Source organism: Lysobacter antibioticus, assembly GCF_001442535.1.
Classification (GTDB): Bacteria; Pseudomonadota; Gammaproteobacteria; order Xanthomonadales; family Xanthomonadaceae; genus Lysobacter; species Lysobacter antibioticus.
Genome location: NZ_CP013141.1, coordinates 1,025,365 through 1,043,611, shown reverse-complemented (window position 1 = coordinate 1,043,611; position 18,247 = coordinate 1,025,365). Strand labels below are relative to the sequence as shown.

Below are 18,247 nucleotides of genomic sequence, written 5' to 3'. Positions count from 1 at the left end.
GCAGGGCGACGATGCACAGGGGGTAGGAGCGGCGCGAGCCGCGACCGCGCCCACACGTCCGGGACCGCGCCATCGCCATCGTCGACAGGGCCCATCCGTCCTAACTAACGAAATTTTTAGATTGCCGGCCGTGTCCATGCGCGCCAACGCTGAAGCGCGACGAACCGCAGCGCCGCCAGGCCGCGCTTCGACGGATCCGGAATGGCCTTCGCAGAAACAGCCGGGCTAGACTCGACCTCCCGCCTTCCAAGGGACGCTTTGATGCAATACACGGTGCTGGCCCGATCACTGGCCATGGCAGGGACGTTGTCGTGCACGCTGGCCTGGCATGGGGCCGCCCGGGCGGTCGAGGGCGTATGGACGCCGCAGCAATTCCCCGAACTCGCCAGCAAGCTCAAGCAGGCCGGGCTGAAGGCGACGTCCAAGCAGCTGGCGCAATTGAGCGACCCGAAAGGCGACCCACTCGGAGCGGTGGTCCCCTTCGGCGGCTGCACCGCGAGCTTCGTCTCGCCCAAGGGCCTGCTGCTGACCAACCACCATTGCGCGCTTGCCGCGCTGCAACTCAATTCGACGCCGCAGAAAAGCCTGCTGCGCGACGGCTTCAAGACCGGCACCAACAACGAGGAAGTCTCGGCCGGCGCCAACGCACGCATCTTCGTGCTGGATTCGGTGCAGGACGTCACCCCGCGGGTGCAGGCGGCGCTGACCGCCGCGACCGACCCGCTCGCGCGCATCGCCGCGCTCGACGCATTGGAGAAACAACTGGTCGCCGAGTGCGAAACTCAGGCCGACTACGGCTGCCGTCTGTACAGTTTTTCCGGCGGCAACCGTTATCAACTGCAGCGCAGCATCGAGATCCGCGACCTGCGCCTGGTCTACGCCCCGCCGGAAAGCATCGGCAACTTCGGCGGCGAGACCGACAACTGGTCGTGGCCGCGCCATACCGGCGATTTCGCCTTCTATCGCGCCTACGTCGGCAAGGACGGCAAGCCGGCGCCGTTCGCGATCGACAACGTGCCGTATCAGCCCAAGCGCTGGCTCAAGATCGCCGACAAACCCCTGGGCGCGGGCGATTTCGTCATGCTCGCCGGCTTTCCGGGCATGACCAACCGCTACGCCATGGCCGACGACTTCGAGGCCAACGCCGACTGGACCTATCCGACCGTCGCCGCGCATTACCGCCGTCTGGCTGCCTTGATCGAAGCCGAAGGCCGCAAGAGCCCCGAGGTCGCGAGCAAGTACGTCGGCACCCTGCGCGGTTGGCTGGGCGCGGCCAAGAGTTACGAAAGCCAGATCGAAAGCTTCCGCCGCACCAATGCGGCCCAGGCCAAGCGCAGCGAAGAAACCGGTTTGCTGGAGTGGCTGCGCAAGCAGGGCGCGGGCGGCGAGGCGGCCCTGGCCGCGCACGCACGCCTGGTCGAACTCGGCCAGCAGGCGCGCGCCGAACGCGACCGCGACCTGGTGCTCGGCCAGTTGTACGCAACCGGCACCCTCAGCGCCGCGACCCAGCTGTACCGGCTGGCAATCGAACGCGACAAACCCGATGCGCAACGCGAGAACGGCTACCGCCAACGCGACCAGGGCGCGTTCGAGAATCGGCTCAAACAGGCCGACCGCCGCTATGACGTGCGCATGGACCGGCAGTTGCAGAACTACTGGCTGCACGAATACGTCAAGCTGCCGAAAGAACAGCGCGTCGCCGCGCTCGACCAATGGCTGGAAGGCGACGACGAAAAGGCGATCAAGCGCGCCCTCGACCGTATCGGCAAGTCGCGCCTGGCCAACCCCGAACAGCGCGCGACCTGGCTCAAGGCCGACCGCGCCACCTTCGAGAAGAGCAAGGACGCCGGCAAGGACGGCGCGATCCAGTTCGCGGTCGCGGTGATGCCGACGATGCTGGAAATGGAGCGCGAAATCCGCAGCCGCGCCGGCGAGACCTTGACGGTGCGGCCGGTGTACCTGAAAGCCTTGGCCGACTACCGCAAGGGTCTGGGCCAGCCGGCCTATCCCGACGCCAACGGCTCCCTGCGCATCAGCTACGGCACCGTGTCGCCCTACACGAAGGACAATGGCGCCAAGCAATTGCCCTTCACCCGCGTCGAGGAAATCGCCGCGCGCAGCAGCGGAAAACCGCCGTTCGACGCGCCGCCGGCCTTGCTCGACGCGATCACGGCCAAGCGTTTCAGCGCCAACCTCGTCGACAAGCGTTTGGGTTCGGTGCCGGTGAATTTCCTGGCCGACCTCGACATCAGCGGCGGCAATTCCGGCTCGCCGGTGCTGGACGGGCAGGGCAAGCTGGCCGGCATCGCCTTCGACAGCAACTGGGAATCGGTGAGCGCGAGCTGGTTGTTCGACCCGGCGTTGACGCGGACGATCTCGGTCGATCAGCGCTATTTGCGTTGGGTGTTGCAGGACGTGTTCCCGGCGCCAAGGTTGTTGGCGGAGATGGGGGTTCCGGCGAGCGGGAAATAGGTGACTCTGCGGCGGTTACTCTCGCCGTTGCTGTTGCTGTGCGCCATCTAAGCCTTGCGAAGGCTATAGAAGACCCGGAGGGCGGCCCGCATGGATGCGGGCCGTTTTTCATCGGGACATGGATGTCCCGTATGAAAAATCCCTGCGGAAGCACCGCTCGTGCGGGCCTGTGATTCAAAAGAAAGCATTTTTCTTTGGTTACCTTTCTTTTGTTGCTTATGACAAAAGAAAGTAACCCGCCGCTTTAGTGGCGGAAGCTTTTAGCGTTTGATCCTGATCCTGATCTTAATTTTGCTTGATGGACGCGCCGCGAGACCCTTGCAGCGTGGTCGCGGCTTGTGACCGAAGGAAATCCAGTAGGACGCCGCTCCTACCCTGGCCCCAGCCGGGAGCATCGCGAGATTGGGACGTCATGGTCGCCGCTTCAAGAGTAGGAGCGACGCAAGTCGCGACCGCGTCGTGTCGGTCTTGCGACGCGTCTATGAAGCAAGAGCAGAGCTTCCGTCCGCTGACGCGGCCGGGTTACTTTCTTTTGCTGGCCCAAAAGAAAGCTAACCAAAGAAAAGGCCTTCCTTGCAAGGGCACAGGCCACGAGTGCGGTGCTGTCGCCGGGATTTTTCGATAAGACGTCCCTGTCTTATCGAAAAACGGCGCACGTCCTGTGCGCCGCCCTCCGGGTCTCCACTTGACCGGAAAAGCGGCAAAGCAGATCAATGCAACGGCAACGGCAACGGCAACGGCAACGCGTTGGACGGCAACCTCGGCTCATGGGCAGGAGCGGCGTCACCCAGGACTTCCTTCGGCCACAAGCGCGCCGCGGACTTCTTCGCTCGCGGCGCAACCGATCGCAGCCCGCGCATACGCCGCATGATTCCGACGATCGGATCGAACCGCGCATCGACTCGCGTACTCCACCGATTCGCCGCCCCAAAAAAAGGGCCGGCATACACCGGCCCTTCCTCTCCCCAATACGAAACAACGATCAGCGCGGATTGCAGACCAGGTGGCCGACGCTGTAGCTGGCGGTGCGTACGCCCGACTCGCTGTAGACGCCCTCGCAGCTCAGCTGCGCCTGGCCGACGACCTTGCCGCTGGCGTCGAAATACACATAGAACTCGCCGATTTCGTCCGGGCCCGGCGGGCGGGCGAGGGCGACGGTGGCGACGAGGGCGGCGACGAGGCCGAGACCGAGGGCGAAAGATTTACGCATGACGAACTCCCATCTTTACAAAGGCAGATTGGATACCCGGCGCGGTGACGGACACGGGGCCGGACAGTGGCGTGATCTTCGATGGTGCGGGCGCGCTGTGCGCCAAGCGTCGCTCACGCTCGACGGTGTCGTGCCGGTGCGCCGATCGCTCAGATCGGTGATGCGGGACGAACGAGGCGACCGTTACCGTGCCGATGCGCGACATGGATCGTGCCGCGGCGAAACGGAAGGCGGCGATCGCCGGATCGATCAGATTTCAGGGTCGCAGATGAAATAACCGTCGCTGTAGTTCTTGGTGAACTTGCCCCAGGATTCGCGGGTGTTGTCGCAGCGAATGGCCGAGTAGCCGACGACGGTGCCGTTGTCGTCGTAGTAGGTGTAGAACTGGCCGGGGCCGGTGGGTCCGATTGCAGCGACTGCAGCGCCGACCGCGGCAAGCGCCGCGAAGCCGAGCGTCAGAGCGAGTTTCTTGCGCATTGGTGTTCTCTCTTCGGATGCCGGCAGGACGCCGGCGCAACGACGCTAGGACCCGGGTCGCGATTTCTCAATGTGCCATCGCGACTCGATTCGTATCTTTGTGACGCGGTTCCGAAGCGCAATCGCAAATTGCTAATTCATGCACAAAACGCATTGCGCCCGGGCGAAGGCGGCGGTCGAACTCATGAACGCGGTCGCGCTTGCCAAGCGGCGGTCTGCTGACTTAGGCTGCGCGGGCAGTCGCGGATTCCCATGCCAGCCGGCCCCGTCTCCCGACCCGTGTCAGATGCCGCCTCATGCGGCGCCGCTACCCAGCGGCATCGTGGCCCCAGCTTCAGCCTGAGGGCGCGAGATCCAACCGTAGTGCCGGCTCGGTCGTGCTCCGTGGTCTGTCCCCTACGACCTGGAGCTTGCGATGAAAGTACTGGCCTGCGATGGCATTCACGAAGACGGTCTGGCCCTGTTCCGCGATGCGGGCTGGGAAGTCGTCGTATCCGATCCGATCAAAGACACCGCGGTCCTGTCCCAGGCCCTGGTCGGCGTCGACGCCGTGCTGGTGCGTTCGGCGACCAAGGTGCCGGCCGAGGCGCTCGCCGAGGCCGCCCAGTTGCGGGTGATCGGCCGCGCCGGCGCCGGTGTCGACACCATCGACGTCGAGGCCGCCACCGAACGCGGCATCGCGGTCATGAACGCGCCCGACGGCAACACCCTGGCCGCGGCCGAACACGCGATCTCGCTGCTGTTCGCGCTCGCGCGCCACATCCCGCGCGCCGACGCCGGCATGAAGGCCGGCGAATGGCCGAAGGCGGGCCTCACCGGCTTCGAACTCGAAGGCAAGAAGCTTGGCGTGATCGGCCTGGGCCGCATCGGCGGCACGGTCGCACGTAAGGCGCAGGGCATCGGCATGGAAGTGGCCGCGCACGACCCCTTCCTGCCCGCGTCCGCGGCCGGCAAGGGCAGCGTGCCGCTGAAGTCGCTCGAAGAATTGCTGGCCTGGGCCGACGTCGTCACCCTGCACATCCCGCGCACCAAGGAAACCACCAACCTGCTCTCGGAAACGAGCATGCGCGGGATGAAGAAGGGCGCCTACCTGATCAACGCCGCGCGCGGCGGCCTGGTCGATGAGGCCGCCTTGCTGCAGCTGATCGAAGAAGGCCATATCGCCGGCGCCGCGCTCGACACCTTCGTCACCGAACCGCTGCCGGCCGACTCGGCGCTGCGCGCGAATGCCAAGCTGATCCTGACCCCGCACCTGGGCGCCTCGACCAGCGAAGCGCAGCAGGCGGTCAGCACCATCCTCGCCCGCCAGATCATCGATTTCGTCGCCACCGGCGCGGTCGCCGGCTGCGTCAACCTGCCGCCGCTGACCGCCGAAGCCGCGCGCGAATCCGGCCCGTGGATGCCGCTGATGTCGTCGCTGGGCCGCCTCGCCGCGCGCCTGGTACCGGCGCCGACGCGTCTGGAAATCACCTATGCCGGCCGCACCGATGCGCTCGACACGCGTCCGTTGACGCGTCTGCTGGTGGCGGCCCTGCTCGGCACCGCCTCGGGCCGGGTGACCCCGGTCAACGCCTTGCAGGAAGCGGCCGCACGCGGTCTGACGGTGGCCGAGACCCTCGGCGGCGACGGCGACGGTTTCGACCGTTTGCTGAAGTTGCGCGTGGTCGGCGAGAAGCGCACCCGCGAGATCGAAGCGACCCTGCATCGCGGCCCACGGGTGGTGCGCCTGGACGGCGTCGAGATCGAATTCGATCCGCAGGCGCACGTGCTGTTGCTGCGCAACGAAGACCGTCCCGGCATGATCGGCGCGGTCGGCTCGCAGCTCGGCGCGGCCGGCGTCAACATCGTCAACTTCGCCCTGGGAGCGGCCGGCGACGGCCAGGCGCGCGCGGCGATCACCGTCGACCGTCCGGTCAACGAACAGCAGCTCGCGCTGCTGCGCGCGACCCCCGGTATCCTCTCGCTGGCGCAGGTCTGATCATGCGGATTTTGCTTGCCCGTCATGGGGAAACCCCGTGGAATGCCGAAGGCCGCTATCAGGGCCAGGAGGACATCGCCCTGTCGCCGGTCGGCGAAGCCCAGGCGACCGCGCTCGGCGCGCGCCTGCGCGATGTTTCGATCACCCGCGCCGTCGCCTCGCCGTTGTCGCGCGCGCGCCGCACCGCCGAGCTCGCCCTCGGCGCCGAGCGCGCGAGTCTGTTGCAGTTCGATCCGGGCCTGATGGAAATCGCCCACGGCACCTGGGAAGGCCTGCTCGCCAGCGAAATCCGCGAGCGCGACGGCGACCGCCTGCGTGCCTGGCGCGACACCCCGCATGAAGTACTGATGCCCGGCGGCGAATCGATCGTGCACGTGCTCGACCGTGCCTGGCCCGCGTTCGCCCGTGCCTGCGAGGGCCTGCGTGCCGACGACACCTTGCTGGTGGTCGCGCACGATGCGGTCAACCGCGTCCTGCTGTGCAAGGTGCTCGGCATCCCCTTGTCGAAGCTGTGGACCTTCCGTCAGGCCCCGACCACGTTGAACCTGCTGGAAGGCGACAGTGTCGACACGCTCGACGTGGTGCGCTTGAACGACTGCAGCCACCACACCGCCTTGTTCGGCGAGGCGGTGCATCGGGCGTTGTGACGGGATCGGATCGACCGGAACGGGCGCTTCCATGGGGGCGCCCGTTTTTGTTTGGGGCTATGCGAGTGTTCGCGATCCGATCATCGAAGAGGCCGCGATCCATATTGCAGTTGCGGTTGCATCGGATCGAAGCCTGAAGTTGCGCTTGCCTGGCCTTTGTCTAGGCGTTCGACGATGGCCTTCGCCTTCGCCTTCGCCTTCCTTTGCCTTTGCCTTTGCTTTTGCCTTCGCTGTTGCTGTGCGCCGTCTAAGCCTCGCGAAGGCGATAGAAGACCCGGAGGGCGGCGCGCAGGGATGCGCGCCGTTTTTCATCGGGACAGGGATGTCCCGTATGAAAAAGCCCTGCGTTGACATCGCTCGTGCGGGCCTGTGACTCAAAGAAAAGCATTTTTCTTTGGTTACCTTTCTTTTGTTGCTTATGACAAAAGAAAGTGACCCGCCGCTTTAGTGGCGGAAGCTCTTAGCGTTTGATCTTGTTTGTATGAAAGCCTCAAGCAAGAGCAAAGCTTCCGTCCGCTAACGCGGCCGGGTTACTTTCTTTTGCTGAGCCCAAAAGTCCGTCTGGATTCCCTTCGGTCAAAGCTAACCAAAGAAAAGGGCTCTCCTTGCAAGGGCACAGGCCACGAGTGCGGTGCTATCGCCGGGATTTTTCGATAAGACGTCCCTGTCTTATCGAAAAACGGCGCACGTCCTGTGCGCCGCCCTCCGGGTCTCCATTTGACCGGTAAAGCGGCAAAGCAGATCAAAATCTCAGCAACAGCAACAGCAACAGCAACAGCAACAGCAACAGCAACGGCAACGGCGAATGGACCACTGTAGGAGCGGCGTAAGCCGCGACCGCGGCCTCACGGTTTCGCGCCGTACCGATCAAGCAAGAGAAGGTCCCAGGCGACACATAACGATGCTCCGGCCGATTGGACGCGCCGCAGAGCGACGATGCCGTTGACCTCGAGCGCCTTCGCCGGCATCGCCCTCGCCCCGGCGCCTGTGTTGCAATACCCCCGCCGCAGGACGCGGCGCGAGAGCAGGGAATGGCAGTGTTGAAACTCGTATGCAGTTTTGCGGCCATGTCGGCCGTATTGTTCGCCGCGCCGGTCGCGGCGCAGTCGATCGATGCGGGCGCCGGTGCGCCGATGCCGGCCGGCTGCCCCAGCGGCGGGCAGTCGTGGCCGCCGCCGAAGTATCCGACGGAGATCTTCGGCGCCGCCGGCACGGTGACCCTGGTGTTGGATCTCGACCGCTGCGGTCAGGTCGATCAGGTCTGGATCGAGACCGACTCGGGTTACGAAGCGCTGGACCGCGCTGCGGTGGAGACGGCGAAGAAATGGCGCTTGACTCCCGAATATCGCGATGGCGCGGCGGTGCCGTCGAGGGTGCGGGTGCCGGTCGACTTCGTACGACCCTCGCCGGAACAAATGGCCGCCCAGCAGGCCCGCGCCCAAGCCAAGTGGGACCAGGTCTGGCCCCTGGCCCAGGTGCCCGAAGTCGCCGCCGCGCGCGACGGCAGCCTCGACGGTTTCCTGCCCGATGCCTTGCCGATGGAGGAGGGCAGTGCGGTCGAGCTGATAGCCAGGGCGCGGCGCGAAGGCCGCGAGTTGTCCGGCGGCGAACTGGGCTGGCCGGCGCTGCGCATTACCGACGACCGCGGCGCGTTCCAGTGGCTGTTGATCGAAGACAGTCATCCGGCGGCGCCTTCGCTGGTCCGCCAGCGCCTGGTCAGCGACGGCAAGAAATCCTTTTACGTCAGCCGGGTGCTATGCGGCGCGGCCAAGGCTACGGCCTGCGCGAAGCTGGATCGGACGGTGCGCGACTGGCCGCGTCAGCGTCCGGGCCCTGCGATGCCGCAGCAGTTGTCGGCGGAGCCGCCGTTGCCGCCGCGGCAGACCCCGTCGCAGCGTCCGCTCGGGCCCTCGCGGCTGGCCCCGGACGATCCGAAAGCACCCAGCGATCCGACGGCGCGGCCGGCGTGGCAGCGCGGCTGAGGCGTCGAACCGCCAGCGCCGGCCGATCAACCCGGCCGGCGTATCTGCGAGAATTCGCGCCATGCAACGCACGCTCGCCGACTGGCTCTCCCACATCGAACGCATCCACCCCAAGTCCATCGACATGGGGTTGGAGCGCATCCGCATCGTCGCCCAGCGCCTGGGCCTGAAGCGTCCGGCGCGCAAGGTCGTCACCGTCGGCGGCACCAACGGCAAGGGCTCGACGGTCGCCTTCATCGAGGCGATCGCGCGCGCCGCGGGCTGGCGCGTCGGCGCCTACACCTCGCCGCATTTGCTGGCCTATAACGAACGCATCCGCATCGGCGGCGCCGATGCCGGGGACTCGGCCCTGGTCGAGGCCTTCGAGGCCATCGAGGCCGCGCGCGGCGAGGTCGTGCTGACCTATTTCGAGTACGGCACCCTGGCGGCGCTGTGGCTGTTCGAGCGCGCCAAGCTCGATCTGGCGATCCTCGAGGTCGGCCTGGGTGGGCGCCTGGACGCGACCAACCTGGTCGACCCGGACGTCGCAGTGATCACCACCGTCGACATCGATCACCAGGACTACCTCGGCCCCGACCGCGAGAGCATCGGTTTCGAGAAGGCCGGCATCGCCCGCGGCTGGAAGCCGTTGATCCTCGGCGACGACGACCCGCCGTCGAGCGTGCTGCGCCATGCCTACGCGATCGGCGCTTCGGCGGTGCGCGCGGGCTGCGATTTCTTCTTCGAGGCCCTGCCGCCGGAAGCCGGTCAGGCCGATGAGGGGCCGCGCTGGCGTTGGCGCGAGGTCGGCTACAGCGTCGAGTTGCCGATGCCGGCCCTGGCCGCGCCGGCGCAGATGCGCAACGCCGCGGTCGCGGTGGCGGCGCTGCGGGCCTTGGGCAAATCGCCCACGCGCCAGCAGTTCGCCGAGGGCGTGGCGGCGGCGCACGTGCCCGGGCGCCTGCAGCGTTTCGAGCGCGATGGCGTCGAGATCGTGGTCGATGTCGGCCATAACCCGCAGGCGGCGCGCGAGTTGGCGGCCTGGTTGGCCGCCGGGCCGGCCCCGGGCCGGACCCACGCCGTGTTCGCCGCGCTCGGCGACAAGGACGTGGCCGGCGTGGTCGCGGCCTTGCATGCAGGCATCGACGCCTGGCATTTGGCCGGCCTGGCCGACAGCGGGCCGCGCGGGATCGGTGTCGAGGCTTTCGCCGAACGGCTGCGCGACACCGCGGCCGGCGAGGGCAGCCGGCATGCCGACGTCGCCGCCGCGCTGGCCGCAGTGCGGGCACAAGCCAGTGCCGGCGATCGCATCCTGGTGTTCGGTTCCTTCCACACCGCGGCGGCGGCATTGGCCTGGCTGGCGGCGAATTGAGCCGGGCCGCTGCGCGCCTTGCTTCCCCGGTGGTATCGGAAGCCTTGCCGCCGCGGCCTTTCGCCGTCGGCGATTCTGAATACAACGCTCCGGGCCAGGCATGCACACCGGTCCATGCCCGCCGCGGGGGTATAATTCGCGCCGGTAACCGGCCCTGCGAGTGATCGAGTAGCGATGGAACCTGCCCTGAAACAGCGATTGATCGGTGCGATGGTCCTGGTCGCACTGGCGGTGATCTTCCTGCCCATGCTGATCAAAGGGCCCGCGCCCGAAAGCGGCGCCTCCGATGTTCCCCTGACCTTGCCGGACGCGCCTGCGGGCGAAACCGAGACCCGCGAACTGCCGCTGGTGACCCCGGGCGATGCGCCGCAGGGCGGCGTAGTCGGCATGGAACCGGCCGACGTCACCCAGCCGGCCTCGGCCGGCAGCGACACCTTGCCGACCGTGGACACCGCGGCCGGCGCCAAGACCATGCAGCCGGCCTCCACCGCCGGCGGCGATTACGCGGTCAGCTTCGGCAGCTACGCCAGTGCCGGCGATGCCGACCGGGTGATCGCGGCCCTGCACGCCGCGCGCCTGCCGGGCTATCAAGAAACCGCCGCCGGCGCCGGCGGCCGCACCTTGTACCGGGTCCGGATCGGGCCGTTCGCGACCCAGGCCGACGCCGAGGCGGCGCGACTGGGTTCGAGCAAGGTCCGCAAGGACGTCAACGCCAAGGTCGTCGTGCTCAACGCCGATGCCGCCGAGGCGGCCGATCCGACCGTCGCCACGACCGCGCCGGCCGCATCGGTGCCGTCGGTGAGCGCGCCGACGCCGCTGGCCGAGAGCAAACCGCTCAAGCCTGCGCCGCTGCCGGCGGAAACGCCGAAGCCGGTCGCGGCCAAGCCTGCGGAAACCAAGCCGGCCAAGCCCGTCGAAACCAAGCCCGTCGTCCCGGCCAAGCCTGCCGAAACCAAGCCGGTGGCGACGACCAAGCCGGCCGAGACCAAGCCGGTCGCGAGCAAGCCTGTGGAGCCGGCCAAGCCCGCGCCGAAGCCGGCCGCGGCCGGCACCGGTTTCGCGGTCCAGCTGGGCGCGTTCGGCAACGTCGACGAGGCCAACAAGCTGCGCGATCGCGCACGGGCCGCAGGGTTCAGCGCTTTCGTCGAACAGGTCCGGACCGACAAGGGCACGCTCAACCGCGTGCGCCTGGGCCCGGTGGTCAATCGCGCCGACGCGGACAAGTTGAAGGCGCAGGTCGCTGGCAAGCTCGGCGTCGGCGACGCATTGGTCAAGCCGCACCCGTGACGGTTCGCGGCGTGGCCTGCGGTTGAATACATCGGTGCAAGGCGCGCCGATGCAGGGCGTGCCGCTCGAGCGTGCGCCAGCGACGAGAGGGAGCGTCACGCTATGACAGCACTGGATTGGGGTTTGTTGTTGATCGTCGGTTTGTCGGCGCTGCTCGGCATGCTGCGCGGTCTGATCGGCGTGGCGGTGTCGCTGGCGGCGTGGCTGCTGGCCGGCATCGCCGCCTACGTGTTCGGCGGCGAAGTCGGGCGCAGCCTCGGCGACGGCGAAATGGGCTGGCTGTCCTACCTCGGCGGCTATGCGCTGATTTTCGTGGCGGTGTGGATCGGCGTCGGCCTGTTCGGCATGGTGGTGCGGCGGATCGCGCACTCGGCCGGCTTGTCGGAGATGGATCGTTTGATGGGCCTGGGCCTGGGCGCGGTGCGCGGCGTGTTCTTCGCCTGCGCCTTGCTGGTGGTGCTGGGCATGACGACCTTGCCGCGCGAACCCGCATGGCGCGGTTCGATCGTCGCCGCGATGCTGATGCCGGGCGCGGAACTGATGCGCGCCGCATTGCCGGACGGCATGGCGCGCAAGGTCGACCTGGAAGGGCGCGGCACCTCGTTGCAAGCGACGGTCCAGGCCCAGGCCAAGAATCTGGAAGACAAGCTGCCGAAGTTATCCGGTGGATTGCCGGGCGGATTGCCGGGCGGACTGTCGGACATGATGCCGAGCGGCGGCGGGCTGGATTCGCTGCCGCAGGCCGTGCCCGAGGGCTCGGCCGGCGGCTTGTCCGGGGGCTTGCCCGATAGCCTGGCCAAGGGCCTGCCCGACGTGCTGCCCGAGGCGGTGCGCGACATGCTGCCGCAGAAGGGCCAGCAGGGCGCCACGGCGACGCAGATCAAGGGCGACCCGGCCAAGGTCGGCGCCGACCGCAGCAAAGACGAAAAACGCGTTCATTAGCAACAACAACGACTCTCAGCAGGATCAAGCGCTATGTGCGGCATTCTCGGTATCGTCGGCAACACGGATGTCGCCGCTCAGCTTTACGACGGACTAACGGTGCTGCAGCACCGCGGCCAGGATGCGGCCGGCATCGCCACCGCCGACGGCGCGCGCCTGCGCGTGCACAAGGGCAACGGCCTGGTCAGCGACGTCTTCAACGAGACGGCGATGCGCCTGCTCGAAGGCCGCGTCGGCATCGGCCATTGCCGTTACCCCACCGCCGGCAGCGAAGGCTCCGACGAGGCCCAGCCGTTCTACGTCAATTCGCCGTTCGGCATTGCGCTGGCCCACAACGGCAACCTGATCAACACCGACATGCTGCGGCGCGAGGTGTTCGAGCAGGACCGCCGCAACGTCAACACCGAGTCCGACTCGGAAGTGTTGCTCAACGTCTTCGCCCATGAGCTCGACCGTCATCGCGCGCTGACCGCCGAGTCGGCGTTCTCCGCGATCGAAGGCGTGCACCGCCGCTGCGTAGGCGGTTACGCGGTGGTCGCCACCGTGCTCGGCCTGGGCCTGGTCGCGTTCCGCGACCCGCACGGCATTCGCCCGCTGGTGCTCGGCAAGCGCAACACCGGCGGCCAGGACGAATACGCGGTGGCGTCGGAATCGGTCGCCCTCGACCTGCTCGGCTTCGAGCGGCTGCGCGACGTGCGCCCGGGCGAAGGCATCGTGGTCACCCCGCGCGGCGAGTTGTTCAGCCGCATCTGCGCCGAACCGCGCCAGCATGCGCCGTGCATCTTCGAGTACGTGTATTTCGCCCGTCCCGACTCGATGATGGACGACGTCTCGGTGCACAAGGCGCGCATGCGCATGGGCCAGACCCTCGGCGAGAAGATCCAGCGCCTGCGTCCGGACCACGACATCGACGTGGTCATCCCGATTCCCGACACCTCGCGCGACTCGGCGCTGGAAATCGCCAACACGCTCGGCGTGAAGTACCGCGAAGGCTTCATCAAGAACCGCTACGTCGGCCGCACCTTCATCATGCCGGGCCAGGGCGAGCGGGCGAAGTCGGTACGGCGCAAGCTCAACCCGATTCCGCTGGAGTTCCGCAACCGGGTCGTGCTGCTGGTCGACGATTCGATCGTGCGCGGCACCACCTCGCGGCAGATCGTGCAGATGGCGCGCGACGCCGGCGCGCGCAAGGTCTACCTGGCCTCGGCGGCGCCGCCGGTGCGGTTCCCGAACATCTACGGCATCGACATGCCCTCGACCGACGAACTGGTCGCGCACGGCCGCACTGACGAGGAAGTGCAGACCCTGCTCGGTTGCGACTGGCTGATCTACCAGGACCTCGAGGCCCTGGAGCAGGCGGTGTCCGGGCCGAAGCACCGCATCGATCACTTCGACTCGTCCTGCTTCAACGGTGAATACGTCACCGGCGTGGAGCCGGGGTATTTCGAGCGCATCCAGCAACTGCGTTCGGACGAGGCCAAGAAGACGCGTCGAGCGTCCTGAACCCGGGGTGCGCGCGGTGACTTCGCTGTTCGACGCCGCGCGCGCCTGCCTCGACGCGTCCACCCCCGAGGCGAAGGTCGAACTGACCTTCGCCGCCGCGCAGGCCTTCGCCCGCGGCGAACTCGCGCTACCCGAGGATGCGCCGCCGCCCGAGCCGATCCGCATGCCGGGCCGGCCGGCCAAGCCGGCGCTGGTGCATCCGCGCGAGTTGCCCAAGCGCGGCTTCGGCACGCCCGACGGCCGCGCCGCGTTCGTGCACGCGATCGCCCACATCGAATTCAACGCCATCGACCTGGGCTGGGACGCGGTTTATCGCTTCCGCGGCCTGCCGGCGCAGTTCTATGCCGACTGGGTCGGCGTGGCCAACGACGAGGCCCGTCATTTCAGCCTGCTGCGCAACCGCTTGCGCGAGTTCGGCTACGACTACGGCGATTTCGACGCCCACAACGGCCTGTGGGAAATGGCCGAGAAGACCGCGCACGACGGCTTGGCGCGCATGGCCCTGGTGCCGCGCGTGCTGGAAGCGCGCGGGCTCGACGTGACCCCGGGCATGATCGTCAAACTGCGTTCGCTCGGCGACTCCGCGACGGTGGCGATCCTCGAAACCATCCTGCGCGAGGAAGTCGCTCACGTCGCTGCCGGTTCGCATTGGTACCGTTGGTACTGCGAACGCGCCGGCATCGACCCGCTGCCGCGCTTCCGCGAACTGCTCGCCGAATACGCACGCGCCGTGCTGTACGGGCCGTTCAATTTCGATGCGCGCAGCGCCGCCGGCTTCGACGAAGAAGAGCTGCGCATGCTGGAAGCCTTCGCCGCGCGCTGAGCCGCCGTCGGCCGGCGGTCTTTGCACGAATTATTCCGCCAATTGAGCCCGTCTGCCGGCGACGGGAAATGGATCGGGGCGAGGGCCAACGCCGCAGCTGCGAATGCATTGCCCCGCGGCTGCCATCTTCGCCAGCGCAATCTGCGCACAGTACCAGCGCCGACTCGATCAACTGACGCGGTTCTGCAATATCCCGTTCACACCGAGTCGACAGACTTCCGGGCTTCGCTCTGACGCCGCCCAAGAGCGGACTGCGCATTACGCGCGGCGGCCACTCTGATTTGGAAGTTCCCCTGAAATGACGACGAAGACGACGCTCCTCGCCGCCTCGATTCTGTGCTGCCTGTACGCCGGCAACAGCCTCGCCGCCGAAGCCGCCACCCCCGCCTCCGCTGCCGATCCGGCCACCGCCGCGGTCGCCGCGGGGGCGCTCGACGATGCCACCACCCTCGATGCGGTCTCGGTGGTCGGCACCGGCCAGACCCGCCAGGTGCAGTCGCTGGGCAAGCAGGATCTGCAACGCGTAGCCGCCGGCACCAGCCCGCTCAAGGTCATGGCCAAGCTGCCGGGCGTGCACTTCCAGAGCTCCGATCCCTGGGGCAATTACGAGTGGTCGAGCAAGCTCAGCATCCGCGGCTTCTCGCAGCAGCAGCTCGGTTTCACCCTCGACGGCGTGCCGCTCGGCGACATGAGCTACGGCAACCACAACGGCCTGCACATCAGCCGCGCGATCGCTTCCGAAAACCTGTCCGGTGCGGAACTCTCGCAGGGCAGCGGCGCGATCGACACCGCGTCCTCGGGTAACCTCGGCGGCACCTTGCGCTTCTTCAGCGCCGACCCGATGGCCGAGTACGGCCTGCGCCTGGCCCTGACCGTCGGCAGCGACGCCACCAGCCGCACTTATGCGCGCATCGACACCGGCGACCACAACGGCTTCAGTGCTTACCTCAGCGGCGTGTTCCACACCACCGACAAGTGGAAGGGCGACGGCCCGCAGCGCAACGGCCAGTTCAACGGTAAGTTCGTCTACGCCAACGACGACGTCAAAGTGACCGGCTTCGCCGCGACCTCGCGTCGCCGCGAAACCGACTACGCCGACCTGTCGCTCGAGTCCGCGCGCCGCCTCGGCATGGATTGGGACAACTACGCCAACGACTGGCAGCGCGCGATCGACGCCGCCAACGGCAAGTTCAGCGGCGGCGTGACCAGCCTCGACGACGCCTACTACATCGCCCGCGGCGTGCGCGACGACGACTTGGCCTACCTCAGCGCCGACTGGAACGTCAGCGACGACCTGGTGCTGGCGGCGACCGCTTACTACCACAACAACCAGGGCCAGGGTCACTGGGCGACGCCGTATTCGGTCTCGCCGACCGTGCCGCTGCGCATGCGCACCACCGAGTACGACATCGAGCGCACCGGCATCATGCCGAGCCTGACCTGGCAGATCGGCGATCACCGTCTGCAGGCCGGCCTGTGGCTGGAAAAGAACGCCCACGGTGTGCAGCGCAACTTCTACGACCTGCAGCGTAACGAGCCGCCGAACGAGATCTTCTTCTACCGCAACCCTAGCGCGCGGGTGTTCCGCCAGCGTTTCGATACCGACACCCGCCAGTACTACGTGCTCGACCACATGGAGTTCATCGGTGGCCGCCTGGCGATCGATGCCGGCTTCAAGGGCCTGCGCGTGGAAACCGACGGCAAGACCCTGATCGGCGGCGCCAGCCGCGCCAGTGGCAAGCTGGTGTCGGAAGACAATTTCCTGCCGCAGCTCGGCGCGCGCTGGCAGTTGAGCGAGCACGAGGAAATCTTCGGCTCCTACAGCGAGAACCTGTCGGCGTTCCGTACCGGCGTCAACGGCCCGCATTCGACCTCGCAGGCCGCGTTCAATGCCGCCGTCGCCTCGCTGGAGCCGGAAAGCTCCAAGACCCTGGAAGCGGGCCTGCGCACCAGCCGCGAGCAGATCGAGGCCTCGGTGGCGGTGTACCGGGTCAACTTCGAGAACCGCCTGCTCGCCATCGCGCGCTGCGCCGGCATCGTCGGTTGCGCGTCGAGCTTCGCCAACGTCGGCGACGTCGAAAGCCGCGGCGCCGAAGTGACCGTGGTGTGGAAGCCGTTCGCCGGCTTCAGCTGGTACCACTCGCTGGCCTTCAACGATTCGCAGTACGAGTCGGATTATCTCGACGGCACCAAGCTGGTGCGCACCAAGGGCAAGCAGGTCGTCGATGCTCCCAAGCGTTTGTACGCAACCGAAGTGCGTTGGGAACGCGACGGCCTGTCGCTGCAGCTCGGCGCCAAGTACACCGACAAGCGCTACCTGACCTACCTCAACGACTCCTCGGTCTCGGGCTTCTGGGTGGTCGATGCGTCGGCGTCGTACGAGTGGAAGGAGCTGTCCTGGGCCGATGCGTTCAAGTTGCAGTTGAACCTGACCAACGCCTTCGACAAGCAGTACTTCGGCAGCCTCGGCACCAACGGTTTCGTCGCCTCCGATCCGCGCGGCCTGAACTACACCGTGCAGTCGGGCGCGCCGCGCCAGGCCTTCCTGACCGCGGAAGTGCGCTTCTAAGCAGTAGCTTCGGAAGTAGCTTCCCAAGCCGCATCGGGTTCCGATGCGGCGGGGCGCTCGGATCGGGTTCGATCCAACCGTCTTATGCGAGCGCCCGGACTTCGCGTCCGGGCGTTTTCGTTTCTGCGACGAATGGCTGCGGGCGGCTGGCTCAGTCCAGCGTCTGCAGGCGGGCGCCGTCGCGGTCGACGCGCAGCACCGAGCCTTGCTCGTACCAATCGCCGAGCACTATGCGACGGCAGGCGCGTCCAGCGACGTCCAGCTCGTGCACGGCCGGGCGGTGGGTGTGGCCGTGGATCATGCGGTCGATGCCGTAGCGCGCGAAGGTGTCGGCGACCGTGGCGGGCGACACGTCGGTGATGGTTTCCATGCGGCCCTCGTCGCGCAGGCCGGCCTGATGCGCCTTGCTCGCGGCGCGCGCCTGTTGCGCGAACGCCAGGCGCGCGGCGAGCGGCTGCGCCAGGAACTGCGCCTGCCAGGCCGGGTGCCGGGTCTGGGCGCGGAACTGCTGGTAGGCGACATCGTCGGTGCACAGCAGGTCGCCGTGGCCGATCAGGGTCGGATGGTCGTACAGCGACACCACTGCGGGGTCGGGCAATATCGTCATGCCGGCGCGCCGCGCGTAGTCCTGGCCGAGCAGGAAGTCGCGATTGCCACGGATGAAGTAGACCGGCACGCCGCAGTCGGCGAGGGCCTTGAGTTCGCGCGCGACGAAGGCGCCGGTTTCGGACGGGTCGTCGTCGCCGACCCAGGCCTCGAACAGGTCGCCCAGGATGTACAGCGCATCGGCGCCATAGGCTTCGTTGCGGACGAAGCGGCCGAACAGGTCGGTGATCTGCGGACGCTCGGCGTCGAGATGGAGGTCGGAGATGAAGAGGGTCGTCATGGGCTTAGTTTAGCCACGCTCGTTAAGACCGCGTGCTGGGCATCGTGCGCCGTCTGCTCGGCCGGCCGATGGATCGGCGGATGGAACGAGGACGGGGCGGTTTCGGCTTTCGCCGGAATG

14 protein-coding genes are annotated in these 18,247 nt (G+C 67.4%); 11 read left to right on the top strand and 3 right to left on the bottom strand.

The window, feature by feature from the left end; all coding sequences use genetic code 11:
• Positions 1 to 294: 294 nt before the first annotated feature.
• A complete protein-coding gene (locus tag GLA29479_RS04405) occupies positions 295 to 2,472 on the top strand; it encodes a S46 family peptidase (RefSeq protein WP_144436347.1) in 2,178 nt (725 codons plus the stop codon).
• Positions 2,473 to 3,454: 982 nt separating this feature from the next.
• Here GLA29479_RS04405 and GLA29479_RS04400 read toward each other — a convergent pair.
• Positions 3,455 to 3,682 carry a DUF6289 family protein gene (locus GLA29479_RS04400; protein WP_057918856.1) on the bottom strand — a complete coding sequence of 76 codons (228 nt, stop codon included), beginning with the start codon at positions 3,680 to 3,682 and terminating at the stop codon, positions 3,455 to 3,457.
• 249 nt (positions 3,683 to 3,931) lie between these two features.
• On the bottom strand, positions 3,932 to 4,159 hold the full coding sequence (locus tag GLA29479_RS04395; RefSeq protein ID WP_031374244.1) for a DUF6289 family protein: 228 nt from the start codon (positions 4,157 to 4,159) through the stop codon (positions 3,932 to 3,934).
• A gap of 415 nt (positions 4,160 to 4,574) precedes the next feature.
• Here GLA29479_RS04395 and serA point away from each other — a divergent pair, with 415 nt between their 5' ends.
• The 10 genes from serA to GLA29479_RS04350 all read left to right on the top strand — a co-directional run bounded on the left by serA (position 4,575) and on the right by GLA29479_RS04350 (position 17,241).
• Positions 4,575 to 6,137 carry a phosphoglycerate dehydrogenase gene (gene serA / locus GLA29479_RS04390; RefSeq protein ID WP_057970894.1) on the top strand — a complete coding sequence of 521 codons (1,563 nt, stop codon included), beginning with the start codon at positions 4,575 to 4,577 and terminating at the stop codon, positions 6,135 to 6,137.
• A 2-nt stretch (positions 6,138 to 6,139) separates the two neighbouring features.
• On the top strand, positions 6,140 to 6,784 hold the full coding sequence (locus GLA29479_RS04385) for a histidine phosphatase family protein (protein WP_057918854.1): 645 nt from the start codon (positions 6,140 to 6,142) through the stop codon (positions 6,782 to 6,784).
• 31 nt (positions 6,785 to 6,815) lie between these two features.
• Entirely contained in the window at positions 6,816 to 7,157 is a 342-nt protein-coding gene (locus tag GLA29479_RS24315; RefSeq protein ID WP_144436346.1) for a hypothetical protein, read from the top strand.
• A 694-nt stretch (positions 7,158 to 7,851) separates the two neighbouring features.
• Positions 7,852 to 8,766 (top strand): energy transducer TonB, encoded by a 915-nt coding sequence (locus GLA29479_RS04380; RefSeq protein WP_057970893.1) that lies wholly within the window; start codon positions 7,852 to 7,854, stop codon positions 8,764 to 8,766.
• A 61-nt stretch (positions 8,767 to 8,827) separates the two neighbouring features.
• On the top strand, positions 8,828 to 10,117 hold the full coding sequence (folC, locus tag GLA29479_RS04375; RefSeq protein ID WP_057970892.1) for a bifunctional tetrahydrofolate synthase/dihydrofolate synthase: 1,290 nt from the start codon (positions 8,828 to 8,830) through the stop codon (positions 10,115 to 10,117).
• Positions 10,118 to 10,291: 174 nt separating this feature from the next.
• The gene (locus tag GLA29479_RS04370; protein WP_057970891.1) at positions 10,292 to 11,404 is read left to right on the top strand and encodes an SPOR domain-containing protein; all 1,113 of its coding nucleotides are present in this window, start codon (positions 10,292 to 10,294) and stop codon (positions 11,402 to 11,404) included.
• Positions 11,405 to 11,506: 102 nt separating this feature from the next.
• Positions 11,507 to 12,346 carry a CvpA family protein gene (locus GLA29479_RS04365; protein ID WP_057970890.1) on the top strand — a complete coding sequence of 280 codons (840 nt, stop codon included), beginning with the start codon at positions 11,507 to 11,509 and terminating at the stop codon, positions 12,344 to 12,346.
• 33 nt (positions 12,347 to 12,379) lie between these two features.
• Positions 12,380 to 13,849, top strand: a complete 1,470-nt coding sequence (gene purF, locus GLA29479_RS04360; protein WP_057918849.1) for an amidophosphoribosyltransferase — start codon at positions 12,380 to 12,382, stop codon at positions 13,847 to 13,849.
• Positions 13,850 to 13,856: 7 nt separating this feature from the next.
• Positions 13,857 to 14,672 carry a ferritin-like domain-containing protein gene (locus tag GLA29479_RS04355; protein ID WP_057970889.1) on the top strand — a complete coding sequence of 272 codons (816 nt, stop codon included), beginning with the start codon at positions 13,857 to 13,859 and terminating at the stop codon, positions 14,670 to 14,672.
• A gap of 298 nt (positions 14,673 to 14,970) precedes the next feature.
• Entirely contained in the window at positions 14,971 to 17,241 is a 2,271-nt protein-coding gene (locus GLA29479_RS04350; protein WP_057970888.1) for a TonB-dependent receptor, read from the top strand.
• 151 nt (positions 17,242 to 17,392) lie between these two features.
• Here the strand turns inward: GLA29479_RS04350 and lpxH are convergent, their stop codons facing one another.
• Positions 17,393 to 18,127 (bottom strand): UDP-2,3-diacylglucosamine diphosphatase, encoded by a 735-nt coding sequence (lpxH, locus tag GLA29479_RS04345; protein ID WP_057970887.1) that lies wholly within the window; start codon positions 18,125 to 18,127, stop codon positions 17,393 to 17,395.
• Positions 18,128 to 18,247 lie beyond the last annotated feature (120 nt).

Excerpts from the sequence above, each read along its gene's own strand:
- GLA29479_RS04405 (WP_144436347.1), top strand. The coding sequence starts at position 295 with ATGGCAGGGACGTTGTCGTGCACGCTGGCCTGGCATGGGGCCGCCCGG.
- GLA29479_RS04400 (WP_057918856.1), bottom strand. The coding sequence starts at position 3,682 with ATGCGTAAATCTTTCGCCCTCGGTCTCGGCCTCGTCGCCGCCCTCGTC.
- GLA29479_RS04395 (WP_031374244.1), bottom strand. The coding sequence starts at position 4,159 with ATGCGCAAGAAACTCGCTCTGACGCTCGGCTTCGCGGCGCTTGCCGCG.
- serA (WP_057970894.1), top strand. The coding sequence starts at position 4,575 with ATGAAAGTACTGGCCTGCGATGGCATTCACGAAGACGGTCTGGCCCTG.
- GLA29479_RS04385 (WP_057918854.1), top strand. The coding sequence starts at position 6,140 with ATGCGGATTTTGCTTGCCCGTCATGGGGAAACCCCGTGGAATGCCGAA.
- GLA29479_RS24315 (WP_144436346.1), top strand. The coding sequence starts at position 6,816 with ATGGGGGCGCCCGTTTTTGTTTGGGGCTATGCGAGTGTTCGCGATCCG.
- GLA29479_RS04380 (WP_057970893.1), top strand. The coding sequence starts at position 7,852 with ATGTCGGCCGTATTGTTCGCCGCGCCGGTCGCGGCGCAGTCGATCGAT.
- folC (WP_057970892.1), top strand. The coding sequence starts at position 8,828 with ATGCAACGCACGCTCGCCGACTGGCTCTCCCACATCGAACGCATCCAC.
- GLA29479_RS04370 (WP_057970891.1), top strand. The coding sequence starts at position 10,292 with ATGGAACCTGCCCTGAAACAGCGATTGATCGGTGCGATGGTCCTGGTC.
- GLA29479_RS04365 (WP_057970890.1), top strand. The coding sequence starts at position 11,507 with ATGACAGCACTGGATTGGGGTTTGTTGTTGATCGTCGGTTTGTCGGCG.
- purF (WP_057918849.1), top strand. The coding sequence starts at position 12,380 with ATGTGCGGCATTCTCGGTATCGTCGGCAACACGGATGTCGCCGCTCAG.
- GLA29479_RS04350 (WP_057970888.1), top strand. The coding sequence starts at position 14,971 with ATGACGACGAAGACGACGCTCCTCGCCGCCTCGATTCTGTGCTGCCTG.
- lpxH (WP_057970887.1), bottom strand. The coding sequence starts at position 18,127 with ATGACGACCCTCTTCATCTCCGACCTCCATCTCGACGCCGAGCGTCCG.